The organism is Actinotalea alkalitolerans, from assembly GCF_023369855.1.
Lineage (GTDB): Bacteria > Actinomycetota > Actinomycetes > Actinomycetales > Cellulomonadaceae > Actinotalea.
Genome location: NZ_JAMBPP010000004.1, coordinates 284,289 through 299,212, shown reverse-complemented (window position 1 = coordinate 299,212; position 14,924 = coordinate 284,289). Strand labels below are relative to the sequence as shown.

Below are 14,924 nucleotides of genomic sequence, written 5' to 3'. Positions count from 1 at the left end.
ACGCCCAGGGTCAGGACCCCGAGGCCGCCGTGTCGGCCTGGGCGACCAGCTGGGCGAGCTCGGCCTTGAGCGGAGCGACGGCCTTGGTGTCAGGGTGCAGGTCGAGCGCCTGCAGGTGGTGCCGCGCGTCCATCGGCCGACCGGCCTCGATCGCCGCGAGCACCAGGTGGCGTGCGACCTCTGGCCGGTGGTCGCGCACCCGCCAGTGGCCCACCCCGAGGTTGAGCGCCTCGACGGGCTCACCACCCTCGCGCAGCACGACGAGGCTCTCGATCAGCGCCACCCCCGTGGGCTCGCGCTCGACCGCGGTGTTGAGGCGCCGGATCGCACCCTCGTGGTCCTCGTGCAGCGACAGCCGGGCGAGCTCGATCAAGGGGTGCCAGGCCCGCGGGTTCCCCGCGAGCTCCTCGGCCAGTGCCCACACGGCGAGGTCCGCGGCCCTCTGCTTCTCCACCTCGTCCTGCGGGGCGGTCAACGGGTCGCCGTCGTGCCCGACCTCGGCGGCACGCCGCCGGACGATCTCCGCCAGGGCCCGGAACGCGCGCACGTCGTTGGGGTCGTCGGACAGCATCGCGCGCACCGAGTCCTCATGGATCGTGTCCCGGTTGCGGACCGCTGTCGGACGTCTGCGGCCGACCGTCGATGCGGACACGGGCCGCCGGATGAGTCGTCGGAGCCTGGGGAGCAAAGCCATACCCCGACCATAGCCGTACATGACCCGGACCACTTGTCAGACCGCTCAGTCGGCCGCGGCGCCCCCACGCTTTGTGGGCTCTCTACAACGGACGTCCCCACCCGAGCGGCACCGACCCCCTATGCTCCGAGCCATGGCTCTCTCTGCGCCGAGGGAACAGGCACACACCCTGCGTCGGCTGCACGACGGCAGCGGCCTGCTCGCGGCGGCCGCCCTGCGCAAGCTCGACGACAACCTCCCGTGGTACCGCGCGCTGCCCGCCGAGGACCGGTCCTGGGTGGGGCTCGTGGTGCAGGCCGGGATCTCGTCCTTCATCACCTGGTTCTCCGACCCCGCGACGCCGCCACGAGGTGCGAGCGAGATCTTCGCCGCCGCCCCGCCCGAGCTCACCCGGTCGATCTCTCTGCAGCACACCCTCCAGCTGGTCCGCCTGATCGTCGAGGTGGTCGAGGACCACTGCGACAGGCTGGCCGCACCGGGTGCCGAGCGCGACCTGCGCGAGGCAGTGCTGCGGTACTCCCGCGAGGTCGCCTTCTCGGCAGCCGAGGTCTACGCGCGTGCAGCGGAGGTCCGCGGCGCCTGGGACGCCCGGCTCGAGGCACTCGTGGTGGACGCGCTGGTCCGCGACGACGCCGACGACGCCCTGCGGTCCCGGGTCGCGGCCCTGGGCTGGAGCGGGCACGGCAACGCCCTGGTGATGGTCGGCACCACCACCGACCCCTTCGACGAGGTCCGCACCGCCGAGCTGCGCCGCGCCACCCGCCGGGCCGCCGGGGACGCCCTGGTCGGCATCCAGGGCGACCGCCTCGTCGTGGTGCTGGGCGGCGAGGGGGACCTGCGGGCCGCGGCGCACACCCTGCTGGGCCGGTTCGGACCAGGGCCGGTGGTGATCGGGCCGTCCGTCCCGACCCTCGACGAGGCCGGGAGGTCGGCGGCCGCGGCGCTGTCCGGGCTGCTGGCTGCTCCGGCGTGGCCTGCCGCCCCTCGTCCGGTCCTGGCCGACGACCTGCTCCCCGAACGGGTGCTCGTCGGCGACACCTCGGCCCGGCGCACCCTGATCGGGCAGGCCTACCGTCCACTGGTCGAGGCCGGTGGCTCGTTGCTCGACACCCTCGCCGCGCACGTCGAGCACGGCAGGTCGCTCGAGGCGGCCGCCCGGGTGCTGTACGTGCATCCCAACACCGTCCGCTACCGCCTGCGCAAGGTCGCCGAGGTCACCGGGTGGGATCCCCTGGACGCCCGCGAGGCCTACGTGCTGCAGACGGCGCTCGCCCTGGGACGGCTGGGCCGCTTGTAGGTTCTGGACAACACCTCCCGGCAAGGTTGGTACCTGTCGGATGCTCGCGCGGCGCCGACCGCCCGGCACAGTGGTCTGGTGCTCGCCGTCCTCTGCCCTGGTCAGGGCTCCCAGTCCCCCGGTCTGCTCACCCCGTGGCTCGAGCTGCCGGGAGTCGAGGAGCAGGTGCAGGCCTTCTCCTGGGTGTCGTCGTCGGACCTGCTGGCCCACGGCACGACGTCGGACGCCGAGACCATCCGGGACACGGCCGTGGCGCAGCCCCTCATCGTGTCGGCCTCCCTGATCGCCCTGCGCGCACTGCTCGACGGTCGTGATGCGGCGGAGCTCGTGGACGTCACCGCGGGTCACTCCGTCGGAGAGCTCACCGCCGCGGCGGTGGCAGGGGTCCTGACGGACACCGATGCCGTGCGCCTCGTCACGGCGAGGGCCAGCTCGATGGCCCACGCCGCCGCCCAGGAGAGCACCGGGATGAGTGCGGTCGTCGGTGGCGAGCCGGACGAGGTGCTCAGCGCCATCGCTGCGGCCGGCCTGCACCCGGCCAACGTCAACGGTGGTGGCCAGGTGGTCGCAGCTGGCTCGCTCGAGGGTCTCGCACACCTGGCAGCAAACCCGCCCGCACGGGCGCGGGTCATCCCGTTGCAGGTCGCCGGCGCCTTCCACACCCCGTACATGGCCAGTGCCCGCGAGGAGTTCGGCGCTGTCCTGGACGCGCACCGGCCCGCGGACCCCACCGTGACCCTGCTCTCCAACGCGGACGGCGCGGCGTACACCGACCTCGCCGCCCCGGGCCAGGGGTCGGGCCTGGGTGCGGGACGAGATGTGCTGCGACGGATCGCGGCACAGATCGTGGCACCCGTCCGCTGGGACGAGTGCTGCCGCACGCTGCTGGACCTCGGCGTGACCGGGCTCGTCGAGCTGGCGCCCGCGGGTGTCCTGACGGGCCTTGCGCGCCGTACCCTCCCGGGTGTCGAGACGGTCGCGGTGAAGACGCCGGCCGACCTGGACGCCGCACGTGACCTCGTCGCCCGCCACACCACGGCGTCCGGCACCCCTGAGCAGGAGGACCCGGCGTGACCACACCCAGGCTGACCCAGGCCGCCGTCCAGCCGTACTCCCGCATCCTGGGTATCGGCGGCGTGCGTGGCGAGAACGTCGTGACCAACGACGACGTCGCCGGGCCGATCAACTCCTCTGACGAGTGGATCCGGCAGCGGACGGGCATCGTGACCCGTCGCCGCGCCGGGGGCTCGACCGACGTGCTCGACCTGGCCGAGGGCGCCGCGCGTGCCGCGCTGGACGACGCCGGGCTGACCGGGGCGGACATCGACGCGGTGATCCTGTCCACGGTGACCTACTTCCACCAGACCCCCGCCGGCGCGGCCGTCGTGGCCGACCGGATCGGTGCGACCCCGGCAGCGGCCTTCGACATCTCGGCGGCGTGCGCGGGCTACTGCTACGGGATCGCGCAGGCCGACGCGCTGGTCCGATCGGGCAACGCCCGGAACGTCCTGGTCATCGGTGCCGAGAAGATGAGCGACTTCATCGACCCGGCCGACCGCTCGATCTCCTTCCTGCTCGGCGACGGCGCGGGGGCCGCGGTGGTCGGTGCCTCGGACACCCCGGGCATCGGCCCGACCGTCTGGGGCTCGGACGGCGCGCAGGCTCCGCTGATCAAGCAGACGCACTCCTGGCAGGACGCCGTCCAGCACGACGCCGGGTGGCCGACGCTGCGCCAGGAGGGCGCGAGCGTGTTCAAGTGGGCGGTCTGGCAGATGGCTCCCGTGGCCGAGAAGGCACTGGCTGCGGCCGGGGTCACCGCCCAGGACATCGACGCGTTCATCCCGCACCAGGCGAACATGCGGATCATCGACCAGATGATCAAGCAGCTCAAGCTGCCCGAGTCGGTCGTGGTGGCGCGGGACATCGCGGACACCGGCAACACCTCGGCGGCCTCGATCCCGTTGGCCACCGAGCGGCTGCTCCGGGAGGGACAGGTGGCCCCCGGGGCACTCGCCCTGCAGATCGGCTTCGGGGCGGGACTGGTCTACGCGGCCCAGGTGGTCGTGCTGCCCTGACCCACGGCGCGCCCAGCGGCCCCACCGCCGGGACCCGGGGACAATCGTCAACGCCCGTTCGGGCACTGACATCCACTCACACAAGGAGACAACGATGGCGCACAGCGAGCAGGAGATCCTGGCCGGACTGGCCGAGATCGTCAGCGAGGAGACCGGTCTTCCCACGGACTCCGTCCTGCCCGAGAAGTCCTTCACCGACGACCTCGACATCGACTCGCTGTCGATGATGACGATCGTCACCCTCGCGGAGGAGAAGTTCTCCGTGCGGATCCCCGACGACGAGGTCAAGAACCTGGCGACCGTCGGGGACGCCGTCGCCTTCATCAACGGCGCGCAGGCCTGACGCCAGCAGTTCACTGACCGAGGTCAACCCGCCAGGGGTGCGGTCGCGCACAGCGACACGCGCCCCTGCGGGTGGCCCCACCCTCGCCCGCTAGGAGCCCCCATGAGCACCGCACCTGACGTCGTGATCACCGGACTCGGCGCCACGACCCCCCTCGGCGGAGACGTCGCGAGCACCTGGCGGGCCGCCCTGGCCGGGGAGTCGGGTGCGCGCACCCTGGACAACGACTGGGCCACGACCTACGAGATCCCGGTCTCGTTCGCCGCGCAGCTCAAGGTCGCGCCGGCCGAGGTGCTGCCCCGACCCGAGATCAAGCGGATGGACCCCTCGGCCCAGTACGCCATCATCGCCACCCGCGAGGCGTGGGCCGATGCAGGCAGCCCCGAGGTCGATCCCGAGCGACTGGGTGCCGTGGTCTCGTCGGGCATCGGTGGGATCTGGACCACTCTGGACGCCTGGGACACCCTGCGGGAGAAGGGCGCCCGGCGAGTTCTCCCGATGACCGTCCCGATGCTCATGCCCAACTCGCCTGCTGCCTACGTCGAGCTCGAGCTCGGAGCCCGGGCCGGGGCGCACGCCTTGGTCTCGGCCTGCGCCTCGGGCGCCGAAGCCATCGGCTACGCGGTCGAGATGATCCGTACCGGACGCGCCGACGTCGTGGTGGCCGGCGGTACGGAGGCCGCGATCCACCCCATGCCGCTGGCAGCGTTCGCCGCCTCACGGACCCTCTCGACCCGCAACGACGACCCCGCGGGCGCCTCGCGGCCCTACGACGTGCAGCGGGACGGCTTCGTGCTCGGTGAGGGCGCGGGCATCGTCGTGCTGGAGAGCGCCGAGCACGCCGCAGCACGTGGTGCGCGTGTCTACGCCCGGCTCGCCGGGGTGGGGCTCAGCTCCGACGGCTACCACATGACCTCGCCCGAGCCGTCGGGCCGCGGGCAGACCTCCGCGATGCGCCAGGCGCTCCAGGGTGCCGGGGTCTCGCCCTCGGACGTCGTCCACGTCAACGCCCACGCGACCTCGACCGTCGTCGGTGACCTCATCGAGGCGCGCAGCGTGCGCGACGTCCTGGGTGCCGCTGCCGACCAGGTCGCGCTCTCGGCCACGAAGTCGATGACCGGTCACCTGCTGGGCGGGGCCGGTGCGCTCGAGACGATCTTCACGGTTCTCGCGCTGGTCGACCGCTCGGCCCCTCCGACGATCAACGTCACCGAGCCCGACCCGGACCTCGTCGTGGACCTGGTACGGGACACGCCTCGACCGCTGCCGAGCGGGCAGGTCGCCGCGATCAACAACTCCTTCGGCTTCGGGGGCCACAACGTCGCGCTCGTGGTCACCAGCGTCTGACCTCTGCCCGACGCTCGTGCCACGATGTGGCCCTCCTGCTGTCAGGGCACGCCACCGCGCTGGACCCAGGTCGGGCTCGTGGCGGCAGCAGCGCGGGTCAGCCCACGCGGTGCAACCACCGCACGGGCGCACCGGCACCCGCGTACCGGAACGGCTCGAGCTCGTCGTCCCAGGCCTGCCCCAGGGCGAGGTCCAGGTCCCGACGGAGCCGAGCCGGGTCGGCCGCGTGCTCGAGAGCGGCCCGGATCCTGTCCTCAGGGACCATCGTGTTGCCGTGCACGTCGATCGCGGCGTGGAAGATGCCCAGCTCAGGGGTGTGGCTCCAGCGTGCGCCGTCCGAGCCGTAGCTGGCCTCTTCGGTCACCTCGTAGCGCAGGTGCGCCCAGCCCCGCAACGCTGACGTCAGCCGCGCACCGGTGCCCTGGACCCCCTGCCAGGAGTGCTCGGCACGGAACATCCCGGGGGCGGCGGGCTGCTCGGTCCAGTCGAGGGACAGACGCGCGCCGAGGACCCCGCCGGCCGCCCACTCGATGTGGGGGCACAGGGCACGGGGCGCGGAGTGCACGAGAAGTACACCGCGGGCGATGGCACCAGCCATGTCGTTCCTCCTGACGGGTCGAGGGTCGTCTTCCCCAACGACCTCACCCCGTGACGGGAGGGCAGCACGGACGCGCGGTGTGCTGGTGACAGCATGCCTGATCAGGGGCTGCTCGCGCCAGCCGCCCCGCCGGCACCGTCCCCGGGGACGTGCCTGCCGTCAGGCGAGCTGCTCCCGCATGGCCCGCATGGCCTTCTTGCGCACCGAACGCTCGAGGCGGTCGAGGTAGAGCATGCCGTCGAGGTGGTCGACCTCGTGCTGCAGGCACCGGGCCATCAGCTCGGTGCCCTCCACGACGACCCTGTTCCCGTCGAGGTCCTCGCCGACCACCCGGGCGTACCAGGCACGCTTGGTCGGGTACCACAGGCCCGGGACCGACAGGCAGCCCTCGTCACCGTCCTGGTACTCCTCGTCGGAGACCTCGACCAGCCGCGGGTTCAGGACGTAGCCGAGGTCGTCGTCGATGTTCCACGAGAAGGCGCGCAGCCCCACCCCGATCTGGTTGGCTGCCAGGCCGGCGCGGCCCTCGTGGTCGACGGTCTCCAGGAGGTCCTCGACCAGCGAACGCACCCGTGAGTCGATCTCGGTGATCGGGTCGCACGGGGTGCGCAGCACGGGGTCACCTACCGTGCGGATCTCTCTCATCGCCATGGGTCCATGCTCCCATGAGCACCGTGCGCGTGCGCTCAGGCGCGACCGTCTGCGCTGGTCCGCTCCGAGCATCCCGGACACCGGCTGGGCGCGCGGCGACCGGGTCCGGCCCCTAGGCTCGCAGGGTGACCAGCGCCATCCGGCGCATCATCCGTACGAAGGGACGTCACCATGCGGACGAAGGCAGCATTCCTCATCGGCGGCGCGGTGGGCTACGTGCTCGGTACCCGTGCGGGTCGGGAGCAGTTCGAGAAGATCCGCGCGCAGGCCACCCGGCTCTGGGAGGACGAGCGTGTCCAGGAGGGCATCGCCGACGTCGAGCAGCGCGCAGGGGACCTGGTGCGCGAGAAGGGCCCCGAGATCAAGGAGAAGGTCTCCGGAGCGGTCAGGTCCGCCACGGACTCGGTGCGCCCCAAGAGCGAGGACTCGAGCACCGACGGGACGGGCTCGGCCAGCTACTGATCAGTCGGGGCGCCACCCGTCACCGGCCGGGACCTCAGACCACGAGGGACCCGTGGCACCACGCGTGCCGCGGGTCCCTCGTCGTCTGCCTTGAGAGGCCTGCCCAGCGCAGAGGACACGCCCCGCGCGGCGTCGAGGTTTCCCCGCGATGCGAAGGCCGGGCAGACTGTGCGCGTGCACCTGCTGCTGCTGGCCCTCGGTGGGCTCCTGACGATCGGCGGTGCCGGCGCCCTGGCGGTCGCCTACCGCCACGGCCAGGACGGACGACGCGACGCGGAGAAGGTGACCTTCCGCGCCGCTGTCGCCGCCCTGGCCGCCGGGTCGTTGCTGTTCCTGCTCTCGACCGTGCAGCAGCTCTAGCTCCTGCCCGGGCCGCGGCAGCTCTGGCTCCTGCTCAGGCCGCGTCGTCGGCCCGTTCGTCGGCCGCCTGCCGCACCAGGTAGCGCGAGTACGCGGTGAGCGTGAGGAACGTGGGGAACTCCTCGCCCAGCGCCACCTCACGGAAGACCGCTGCGGCATCGTCGAACCTGTCACCCTCGTGCCTCGCGGTCGAGGCCAGCACCTCCCGGAGAACCTGCTCGACGTGGGCCGCGGTGATCGTGGTTCCCTGTGCGGTGACGGTGCCCTGGTGGATCCACTGCCAGATCTGCGAGCGCGAGATCTCGGCTGTCGCTGCATCCTCCATCAGGTTGTCGATCGCGGCGGCCCCGGTGCCACGCAACCACGACTCGAGGTAGCGCACTGCGACCGAGACGTTGCCACGCACGCCGCCGTCGGTGACCAGCCCGCCCGCCGAGCCGATGTCCAGCAGCTGAGCGGCGGTCACCTGCACGTCCTCACGCTGCCGGTCGAGCTGGTTCGCGCGCTCCCCCAGCGCCCGGTCGAAGACCTCGCGGGCGACCGGGATCAGGTCGGGGTGAGCGACCCAGGTGCCGTCGTAGCCAGCGGTGGCCTCCCGCTGCTTGTCGGCCCTGACCTGGTCCAGCGCCCGCGTGGTGACCTCCGGGTCACGCCGGTTGGGGATGAAGGCAGACATGCCCCCGATCGCGTGGGCACCGCGACGGTGGCAGGTCGCGACGAGCAGCTCGGTGTACGCCCGCATGAACGGCACCGCCATCGTGACCTGGGCGCGGTCCGGGAGGACGAAGCGGGGACCACGGCTGCGGAAGTTCTTGATGACGCTGAAGATGTAGTCCCAGCGCCCGGCGTTGAGCCCGGCGCAGTGCTCGCGCAGCTCGTAGAGGATCTCCTCCATCTCGAAGGCCGCGGTGATCGTCTCGATCAGGACCGTGGCGCGGATCGTGCCATGAGCGATGCCGAGGTGCTCCTGGGTGAAGGTGAAGATCTCGTTCCACAGTCGCGCCTCGAGGTGGCTCTCGAGCTTGGGCAGGTAGAAGTAGGGGCCACGACCTGTCTCGATCAGGTGCCGTGCGTTGTGGAACGCGTAGAGCCCGAAGTCGACCAGGCTCGCCGAGGCCGCGGTGCGTTGCCCCGCGCGGTCGGTGAAGCACAGGTGCTTCTCGACCAGGTGCCACCCGCGGGGCCGCATGACGACCGTGGGTGTGCTCTCGCCGAGGCGGTACTCCTTGCCCTCGGGCGAGCGGAAGTCGATCTGGCGGCGCAGCGCGTCGAACAGGCTGTGCTGACCCCCGATGACGTTCTGCCAGGTCGGCGAGGTCGCGTCCTCGAGATCGGCGAGCCAGACCTGCGCACCGGAGTTCATCGCGTTGACGGTCATCTTGCGATCGGTCGGTCCGGTGATCTCCACGCGCCTGTCCTCGAGCCCGGGCCCGGCGCCGGCGACCTTCCACGAGCCGTCCTGGCGCAGGTGCGCCGTGTGCGGCAGGAAGTCGGGGTCCACGCCGTTGGCAAACCTGGTCCGTCGGTGCTGGCGCTGGAGAAGCAGGTCGTGGCGCGGGCCGAGGAAGCGGGTGTGCAGCTCGGTGAGGAACTCGAGCGCCTGCGGGGTGAGGATCTCCGACGAGCCCGGGACCTGCGGGCCGAGGACGTCGATTGACGGGGTCGACCTGGTGGTCGGGGGTGCGGTCGTGGACGGGGGTGCGGTCGTGGTCATGGTGTGCTCCTGAGAAGAGGACAGGTGGACGTTGCCGGCAGGGCCGGCGGTGGACGGTGGGGGGTCGCAGCACGAGCCTGGGTGAGGCTCATCGGTGCGCCCCGAACTGCGCGGTCTCGGTCGAGCCGGACAGTGCCAACGTGGTGCTCGAGGGGTTGAGGGTCGTGGCCACCCGGTCGAAGTACCCGGTACCGACCTCACGCTGGTGACGGGTCGCCGTGTAGCCGTCGACCTCGGAGGCGAACTCGGCTTCCTGGAGCTCGACGTAGGCGCTCATCCCCCGCTCGGCGTACCCCCGCGCGAGGGTGAACATCGAGTGGTTCAGGGCGTGGAAGCCGGCCAGGGTGATGAACTGGAAGGCGTAACCGTAGGAGGCGAGCTCCCGCTGGAACCGGGCGATCGTGGGGTCGTCGAGGTGCGCGCGCCAGTTGAAGGACGGCGAGCAGTTGTAGGCCAGGAGCTTGCCGGGGAACCGGTCGTGGATCCGCTCGGCGAACTCCCGCGCCAGACCCAGGTCCGGTTCGGCGGTCTCGACCCAGAGCAGGTCGGCGTACTCCGCGTAGGCCTCGGCCCGCGAGAGGACGGGATCCAGGCCCGGGGTGACCCGGTGGTAGCCCTCGGCGGTGCGCTCCCCGGTGAGGAACCGCGCGTCGCGAGGGTCGACGTCCGAGGTCAGCAGGTCGGCGCCCAGTGCATCGGTGCGCGCCACGACCACGGTGGGCACCCCGGCGACGTCGGCAGCCAGACGGGCAGCGCTGAGCGTCCGCACGTGCTGCGAGGTGGGGACCAGCACCTTGCCGCCCAGGTGACCGCACTTCTTCTCCGCGGCGAGCTGGTCCTCCCAGTGGACCCCGGCAGCCCCCGCGGTGATCATCGCCGACATCAGCTCGTAGGCGTTGAGGGGACCACCGAATCCCGCCTCGGCATCGGCCACGATCGGGACCAGCCACTCGGTCGACGGCCGTCCGGCGGAGTCGGTGCTCTCCACCTGGTCGGCGCGCAGGAGGGCGTTGTTGATGCGACGCACCACGGCCGGCACGGAGTTCGCCGGGTACAGGCTCTGGTCGGGGTAGGTCTGGCCCGAGAGGTTCGCGTCGGCCGCGACCTGCCACCCCGAGAGGTAGATCGCCTTGAGCCCTGCGCGCACCTGCTGGACGGCCTGGTTGCCGGTCAGCGCCCCCAGCGCCGGCACCCACTCCTCGGTGTGCAGGAGCTCCCACAGGCGCTCGGCCCCCCTGCGGGCGAGCGTGTGCTCCTCGCGGACCGACCCGCGCAGCGCGATCACCTCCTCGGCGCTGTAGTCACGCCGGACCCCGGCCCAGCGCGGGTCGTCCGTCCACTCCTGGGCGAGCTCGTCCGGCGTCTGCACCTGGTCTCCGGGGCGTGGGGGGATGCGCGAGTCGGTACGGGTGGGCGGGGAGGGAGAGGTGGCGGTGGTGGTCACGGGATGCTCCTTCGTCTCGGGCTGGGATCCGGCTGTGCCACCACCGTGACGCAAGGTCAACACCTCTTCACCCCTCCGGCATTGAGAAGAACAGCGAAAATTCTGCGGACGGGAAGGTGGCGCTCACCTGCTGCCCGGTGCGACGGTGGACCATGGCCCTGATCGAGCACCCCCTCCCCCGTGGCTCCGACGCCACCTCCCGCACGACACCGACGGGTCCGTCGTCCGTGGCGGCGGCCTCGCACGCCCCGTCCGACGACATCTCCGCGGTGGACCCGTTGGTGATCGGTCGCCGGATCCGGCACCTGCGCACCGCTCGCGGCATGACCCTCGACCAGCTGGGAACCGCCGTCGGGCGGGCGGCCTCGCAGATCTCGGTCCTGGAGAACGGACGTCGGGAACCCAAGGTGTCCCTGCTCCAGCAGGTCGCCTCGGCGCTCGGGGTGCCGTTGACGGAGCTGCTGAGCACCCAGGCGCCGAGCCGTCGCGCGGCGCTGGAGATCGAGCTCGAGCGCGCCCAGCGCGGTCCGCTGTTCACCTCGCTCGACCTCGCCCAGGTCAAGGTCGGCCGGTCGTTGCCCACCGACGCGCTCGAGGCGCTCGTCGGGCTCCGGCGAGAGGTCGAGCGCCTCCTGACAGAGAACGCCGCGACCCCCGAGGAGGCCCGGCGGGCCAATGCCGAGCTCCGAGCCACGATGCGCGCCCAGGACAACTACTTCCCCGACCTGGAGGAGCACGCCCGCACGCTGCTCGCGGCCGTCGACCATGCCGGCGGTCCGCTGTCGCAGCGCACGACCGCCGAGATCGCCGCCCATCTGGGCTTCTCGTTGCACTACGTGCACGACCTGCCGCACTCGACCCGGTCGGTCACCGACCTCGAGCACCGTCGCGTCTACCTGCCGCACACCCTGACCACGTCGAGCGACCCGCGTTCACCCGTCCTGCAGGCCATCGCCAGCCATGTCCTGGGCCACGAGGAGCCCACCGGGTACGGCGACTTCCTTCGCCAGCGCGTCGAGACCAACTACCTCACGGCGGCACTGATGCTGCCCGAGGAGGGCACGGTGGAGATGCTGCGCGAGGCGCGAGCGGCCCGCCGGCTGTCGCTGGAGGACCTTCGTGACGCCTTCGCCGTGACCTACGAGACCGCTGCGCACCGCTTCACGAACCTTGCGACACGGCACCTGGACATCCCGGTGCACTTCATGAAGGTCCACGAGAGCGGCACGCTCCACAAGGCCTACGAGAACGACGGCGTGCGGTTCCCGAGCGACCCGCTGGGCGCCATCGAGGGACAGCCGGTATGCCGTCGCTGGACCGCACGCGTGGTGTTCTCGATCCCGGACCGGTTCAGCCCCTACTACCAGTACACCGACACCTCGGCGGGAACCTACTGGTGCACCTCACGCGTCCAGGGGTCCCCTGAGGGCGACTTCTCGGTGAGCGTCGGCGTGCCCTTCCAGCACGTGCGGTGGTTCCAGGGTCGCGAGACGGTCGAGCGCGCCCGGTCCCGCTGCCCTGAGCCGGACTGCTGCCGGCTGCCCCCCGCCCCGCTCGCCGATCGCTGGGCGGGCCGCGCGTGGCCCAGCGCCCGACCCCACGCCAGCATGCTCGCGGCCCTGCCCACCGGTGCGTTCCCAGGGGTCGACCAGACCGAGGTCTACACGTTCCTCGAACGACACGCCCCCGCCGTCGGCTGATCCGTGGGCGGGACCGCGGACGCGGAGGAGCTCAGAAGCAGGCCCCCGCGACGTCGCCGCTGTTCGCGGTCGCGAACTCGGGCGAGTAGTCCGGGACCAGGACCCGCACCAGGATCACGCTCTCGGGCGTGCCCGCAGGTCGCAGCCCGTCCTGCTCGCCCTGTGTCTCGAAGACCAGGGAGCCGTCCTCGTCCTGCAACCACCAGACCCGGGACACGGGTCCTTCGAAGGGACCTTCCAGCTCCGGGTACGCCTCCTGCAGCTCCTCGAGCGAGGAGCCGATACGGATCCCCTCGCCCGTGGCCGGCGAGACGCTCATCACATCGATGCGGTAGACGGCCTCGTCCGTGGCGTCCACGTAGAACGGCTGCGCCTGCTCGCCGCTGTAGACGACGTCCCACTCGTAGCCCGCGGGCACCCATCGTCCGGGCTCGGCGTACTCCTCCCCGAGGACCTCGCAGTGTTCGGCGTCCCAGGTGATCATCGCCGCCCCCGAGTTCTCCGCCGGAGGCTCCCCGATCTCGAGCGGCCCGAGGCCCGAGGTGCTCAGGACCAGGTCCTCCAGGGCCGGGCGCGCGTCGCCCGACGAGGAGACCGTGGGCTCGGGCGTCTCCTGAGCCGGAGACACCGTGGGTGACGGTGCCGTGGGGCCGGGCGGGTCCGGATCAGGACCGCCGGTTCCCCCGCAGCCCACCAGGAGCAGCGAGAACGCGACGACGCCGGCGCCTGTGACACGCCTCATGATGATCTCCGTCCGGCTCGACACTCGTTCGGATCATGCCAGGCCCCGCTGGCAGATGCGCACCGGCGAGCCGTCCACGAGGCGTTCCGGTGTGTGGATCGGCAGGTACGGGTGGCAGTCCGGATGGATACGGGTACGGGTGGGTACGGGTGGGCCAGGTGGGGCTTGAACCCACGACCGACGGATTATGAGTCCGCTGCTCTGACCGGCTGAGCTACTGGCCCGCGAGCGACCAGGCTACCCGGGGTTAGGTTGAGTCCATGGCCAGGTTCCGACGTTCACCACAGCTGCCCGACGACGTCCGCGCACGACTCGACCTCGTCCGTGGCGACAAGGTCCTGGGGATCGGCGAGCTGGTCGACGGATGGGCGGTCGCGACCACTCGCGCACTGCACGTCGTGCCCGCGCCCGCGCCCGCGCCCGACGGTGGCGCGCACCCCGGCCAGGCTGCGTTCCGGCGCCCGTGGGCTGACGTCGACCACGCCGGGCTCGACGCAGAGGCAGCCACGCTCAGCGTGACATGGGTCGACGGTTCCGAGCCGACGGTCCTGCACCTGGCTGACGTGACGTCGGTCGAGCTCTCCCGTGCCGTGCACGGTCAGGTGCAGTCGTCGGTGGTCCACAGCGAGAAGGTCACCCTGACCGACGGGACCGTCGTGCGTGTCGCCCTGCGCCGCACCGCCGACGGCGAGATCATCAGCCAGGTGATCGGGCCGGGCACGGTCGACCTGGGTGACCCCACGACCGCCGGTCTGGTCGACGCCGCCGAGGCACGGGTCCGCGAGGCTGCCGGGCTGCGCTGACCTGCGCCCAGAGCACCAGGCACCCACGCGCGAGCGGTGCAAGGACACCCCCCGCCATCGGGTAGCATTGCGAACCGCGATCCCGCGTAGCTCAATTGGCAGAGCATCCGACTGTTAATCGGACGGTTACTGGTTCGAGTCCAGTCGCGGGAGCACAGTGTCTTCGCAGGTCAGGGCCCCTTTCCAGGGGCCCTTTCTTGTGGCCGTGCCCAATACGTGCCCAATCGAAATCAGGATCTTGGGTCGCCCGACCACCTTGACAGGGCCGACCGGCACCTCTGCGGGGCGCATGCTGATGCCCTCCACGGCACCGGACACGGCGACATGCGGACCGTCCGCCGAGGGGCGCCGCGCGTCAGTGCACCACCTACGCCCTCCGCTCTCCTTGGCAGCGGCCCCTTGGTGACAGCGGAGCGTGCCCCGCCCCGTCTGCCACTTGCCGCCTCAGTCGATGCCGTGCTCCCCCGTGGTCACCGCCGGCCGCGTTGCGGGACGGTGCGTGCGGGTCGGAGCAGGTCCTCGAGGTCGGTCCTGCGGATGCGGACGACGCGGGCGCCAACCTTCACCGCGCGGAGCTGGCCGTCGGCGATGAGCTTGCGGATGAAGCGTTGGGTGACGGCGAGCTCGTCGGCGGCCTGGGCGACGGTGAGGAACGGGGTGCGGGGGTCGGTGGTGGTGATGGCCATGGGGTCCT

The 14,924-nt window shown here is 71.7% G+C and carries 16 protein-coding genes and 2 tRNA genes; 10 read left to right on the top strand and 8 right to left on the bottom strand.

Features of this window, described 5'->3' with window-relative positions:
• Positions 1-10: 10 nt before the first annotated feature.
• Positions 11-694 carry a tetratricopeptide repeat protein gene (locus tag M1R94_RS06615; RefSeq protein WP_249380873.1) on the bottom strand — a complete coding sequence of 228 codons (684 nt, stop codon included), beginning with the start codon at positions 692-694 and terminating at the stop codon, positions 11-13.
• A gap of 133 nt (positions 695-827) precedes the next feature.
• On the opposite strand from M1R94_RS06615, the gene M1R94_RS06610 reads away from it, so the two are divergent.
• The 5 genes from M1R94_RS06610 to M1R94_RS06590 all read left to right on the top strand — a co-directional run bounded on the left by M1R94_RS06610 (position 828) and on the right by M1R94_RS06590 (position 5,756).
• On the top strand, positions 828-1,991 hold the full coding sequence (locus M1R94_RS06610) for a PucR family transcriptional regulator (RefSeq protein WP_249380872.1): 1,164 nt from the start codon (positions 828-830) through the stop codon (positions 1,989-1,991).
• 78 nt (positions 1,992-2,069) lie between these two features.
• Positions 2,070-3,065 (top strand): ACP S-malonyltransferase, encoded by a 996-nt coding sequence (locus M1R94_RS06605; RefSeq protein WP_249380871.1) that lies wholly within the window; start codon positions 2,070-2,072, stop codon positions 3,063-3,065.
• Complete coding sequence (locus M1R94_RS06600) at positions 3,062-4,066, top strand: beta-ketoacyl-ACP synthase III (protein ID WP_249380870.1); 1,005 nt, start codon at positions 3,062-3,064, stop codon at positions 4,064-4,066. The genes M1R94_RS06605 and M1R94_RS06600 overlap by 4 nt, the downstream gene beginning before the upstream one ends.
• A 94-nt stretch (positions 4,067-4,160) precedes the next feature.
• Positions 4,161-4,409, top strand: a complete 249-nt coding sequence (locus M1R94_RS06595) for an acyl carrier protein (RefSeq protein WP_249380869.1) — start codon at positions 4,161-4,163, stop codon at positions 4,407-4,409.
• Positions 4,410-4,511: 102 nt separating this feature from the next.
• Positions 4,512-5,756 (top strand): beta-ketoacyl-[acyl-carrier-protein] synthase family protein, encoded by a 1,245-nt coding sequence (locus M1R94_RS06590; RefSeq protein WP_249380868.1) that lies wholly within the window; start codon positions 4,512-4,514, stop codon positions 5,754-5,756.
• 97 nt (positions 5,757-5,853) lie between these two features.
• Here the strand turns inward: M1R94_RS06590 and M1R94_RS06585 are convergent, their stop codons facing one another.
• Complete coding sequence (locus tag M1R94_RS06585) at positions 5,854-6,354, bottom strand: DUF3145 domain-containing protein (protein ID WP_249380867.1); 501 nt, start codon at positions 6,352-6,354, stop codon at positions 5,854-5,856.
• 159 nt (positions 6,355-6,513) lie between these two features.
• Positions 6,514-7,005, bottom strand: a complete 492-nt coding sequence (gene def / locus M1R94_RS06580; RefSeq protein ID WP_249380866.1) for a peptide deformylase — start codon at positions 7,003-7,005, stop codon at positions 6,514-6,516.
• A gap of 171 nt (positions 7,006-7,176) precedes the next feature.
• Between def and M1R94_RS06575 the strand changes: the two genes are divergently transcribed.
• Positions 7,177-7,467, top strand: coding sequence for a YtxH domain-containing protein (locus M1R94_RS06575; protein WP_249380865.1), 291 nt, complete (start codon positions 7,177-7,179; stop codon positions 7,465-7,467).
• A 174-nt stretch (positions 7,468-7,641) separates the two neighbouring features.
• Complete coding sequence (locus M1R94_RS06570; protein WP_249380864.1) at positions 7,642-7,827, top strand: hypothetical protein; 186 nt, start codon at positions 7,642-7,644, stop codon at positions 7,825-7,827.
• A gap of 34 nt (positions 7,828-7,861) precedes the next feature.
• Here the strand turns inward: M1R94_RS06570 and aceB are convergent, their stop codons facing one another.
• The gene (gene aceB / locus M1R94_RS06565) at positions 7,862-9,541 is read right to left on the bottom strand and encodes a malate synthase A (protein ID WP_249380863.1); all 1,680 of its coding nucleotides are present in this window, start codon (positions 9,539-9,541) and stop codon (positions 7,862-7,864) included.
• Positions 9,542-9,629: 88 nt separating this feature from the next.
• Positions 9,630-10,985, bottom strand: coding sequence for an isocitrate lyase (aceA, locus tag M1R94_RS06560; RefSeq protein ID WP_249380862.1), 1,356 nt, complete (start codon positions 10,983-10,985; stop codon positions 9,630-9,632).
• Positions 10,986-11,137: 152 nt separating this feature from the next.
• Here aceA and M1R94_RS06555 point away from each other — a divergent pair, with 152 nt between their 5' ends.
• Positions 11,138-12,685: a helix-turn-helix domain-containing protein gene (locus tag M1R94_RS06555; RefSeq protein ID WP_249380861.1), complete on the top strand. Its 1,548-nt coding sequence runs from the start codon at positions 11,138-11,140 to the stop codon at positions 12,683-12,685.
• Between the two features lie 31 nt (positions 12,686-12,716).
• On the opposite strand, the gene M1R94_RS06550 is transcribed toward M1R94_RS06555, so the two are convergent.
• Positions 12,717-13,427, bottom strand: coding sequence for a hypothetical protein (locus M1R94_RS06550; RefSeq protein ID WP_249380860.1), 711 nt, complete (start codon positions 13,425-13,427; stop codon positions 12,717-12,719).
• Between the two features lie 150 nt (positions 13,428-13,577).
• Positions 13,578-13,651: transfer RNA gene (locus M1R94_RS06545), tRNA-Ile, on the bottom strand.
• 36 nt (positions 13,652-13,687) lie between these two features.
• Here M1R94_RS06545 and M1R94_RS06540 point away from each other — a divergent pair.
• Positions 13,688-14,230, top strand: coding sequence for a hypothetical protein (locus M1R94_RS06540; protein WP_249380859.1), 543 nt, complete (start codon positions 13,688-13,690; stop codon positions 14,228-14,230).
• Positions 14,231-14,310: 80 nt separating this feature from the next.
• A tRNA-Asn gene (locus tag M1R94_RS06535) sits at positions 14,311-14,383 on the top strand.
• 317 nt (positions 14,384-14,700) lie between these two features.
• Here the strand turns inward: M1R94_RS06535 and M1R94_RS06530 are convergent.
• Entirely contained in the window at positions 14,701-14,916 is a 216-nt protein-coding gene (locus M1R94_RS06530) for an excisionase family DNA-binding protein (RefSeq protein WP_249380858.1), read from the bottom strand.
• Positions 14,917-14,924: the final 8 nt, after the last annotated feature.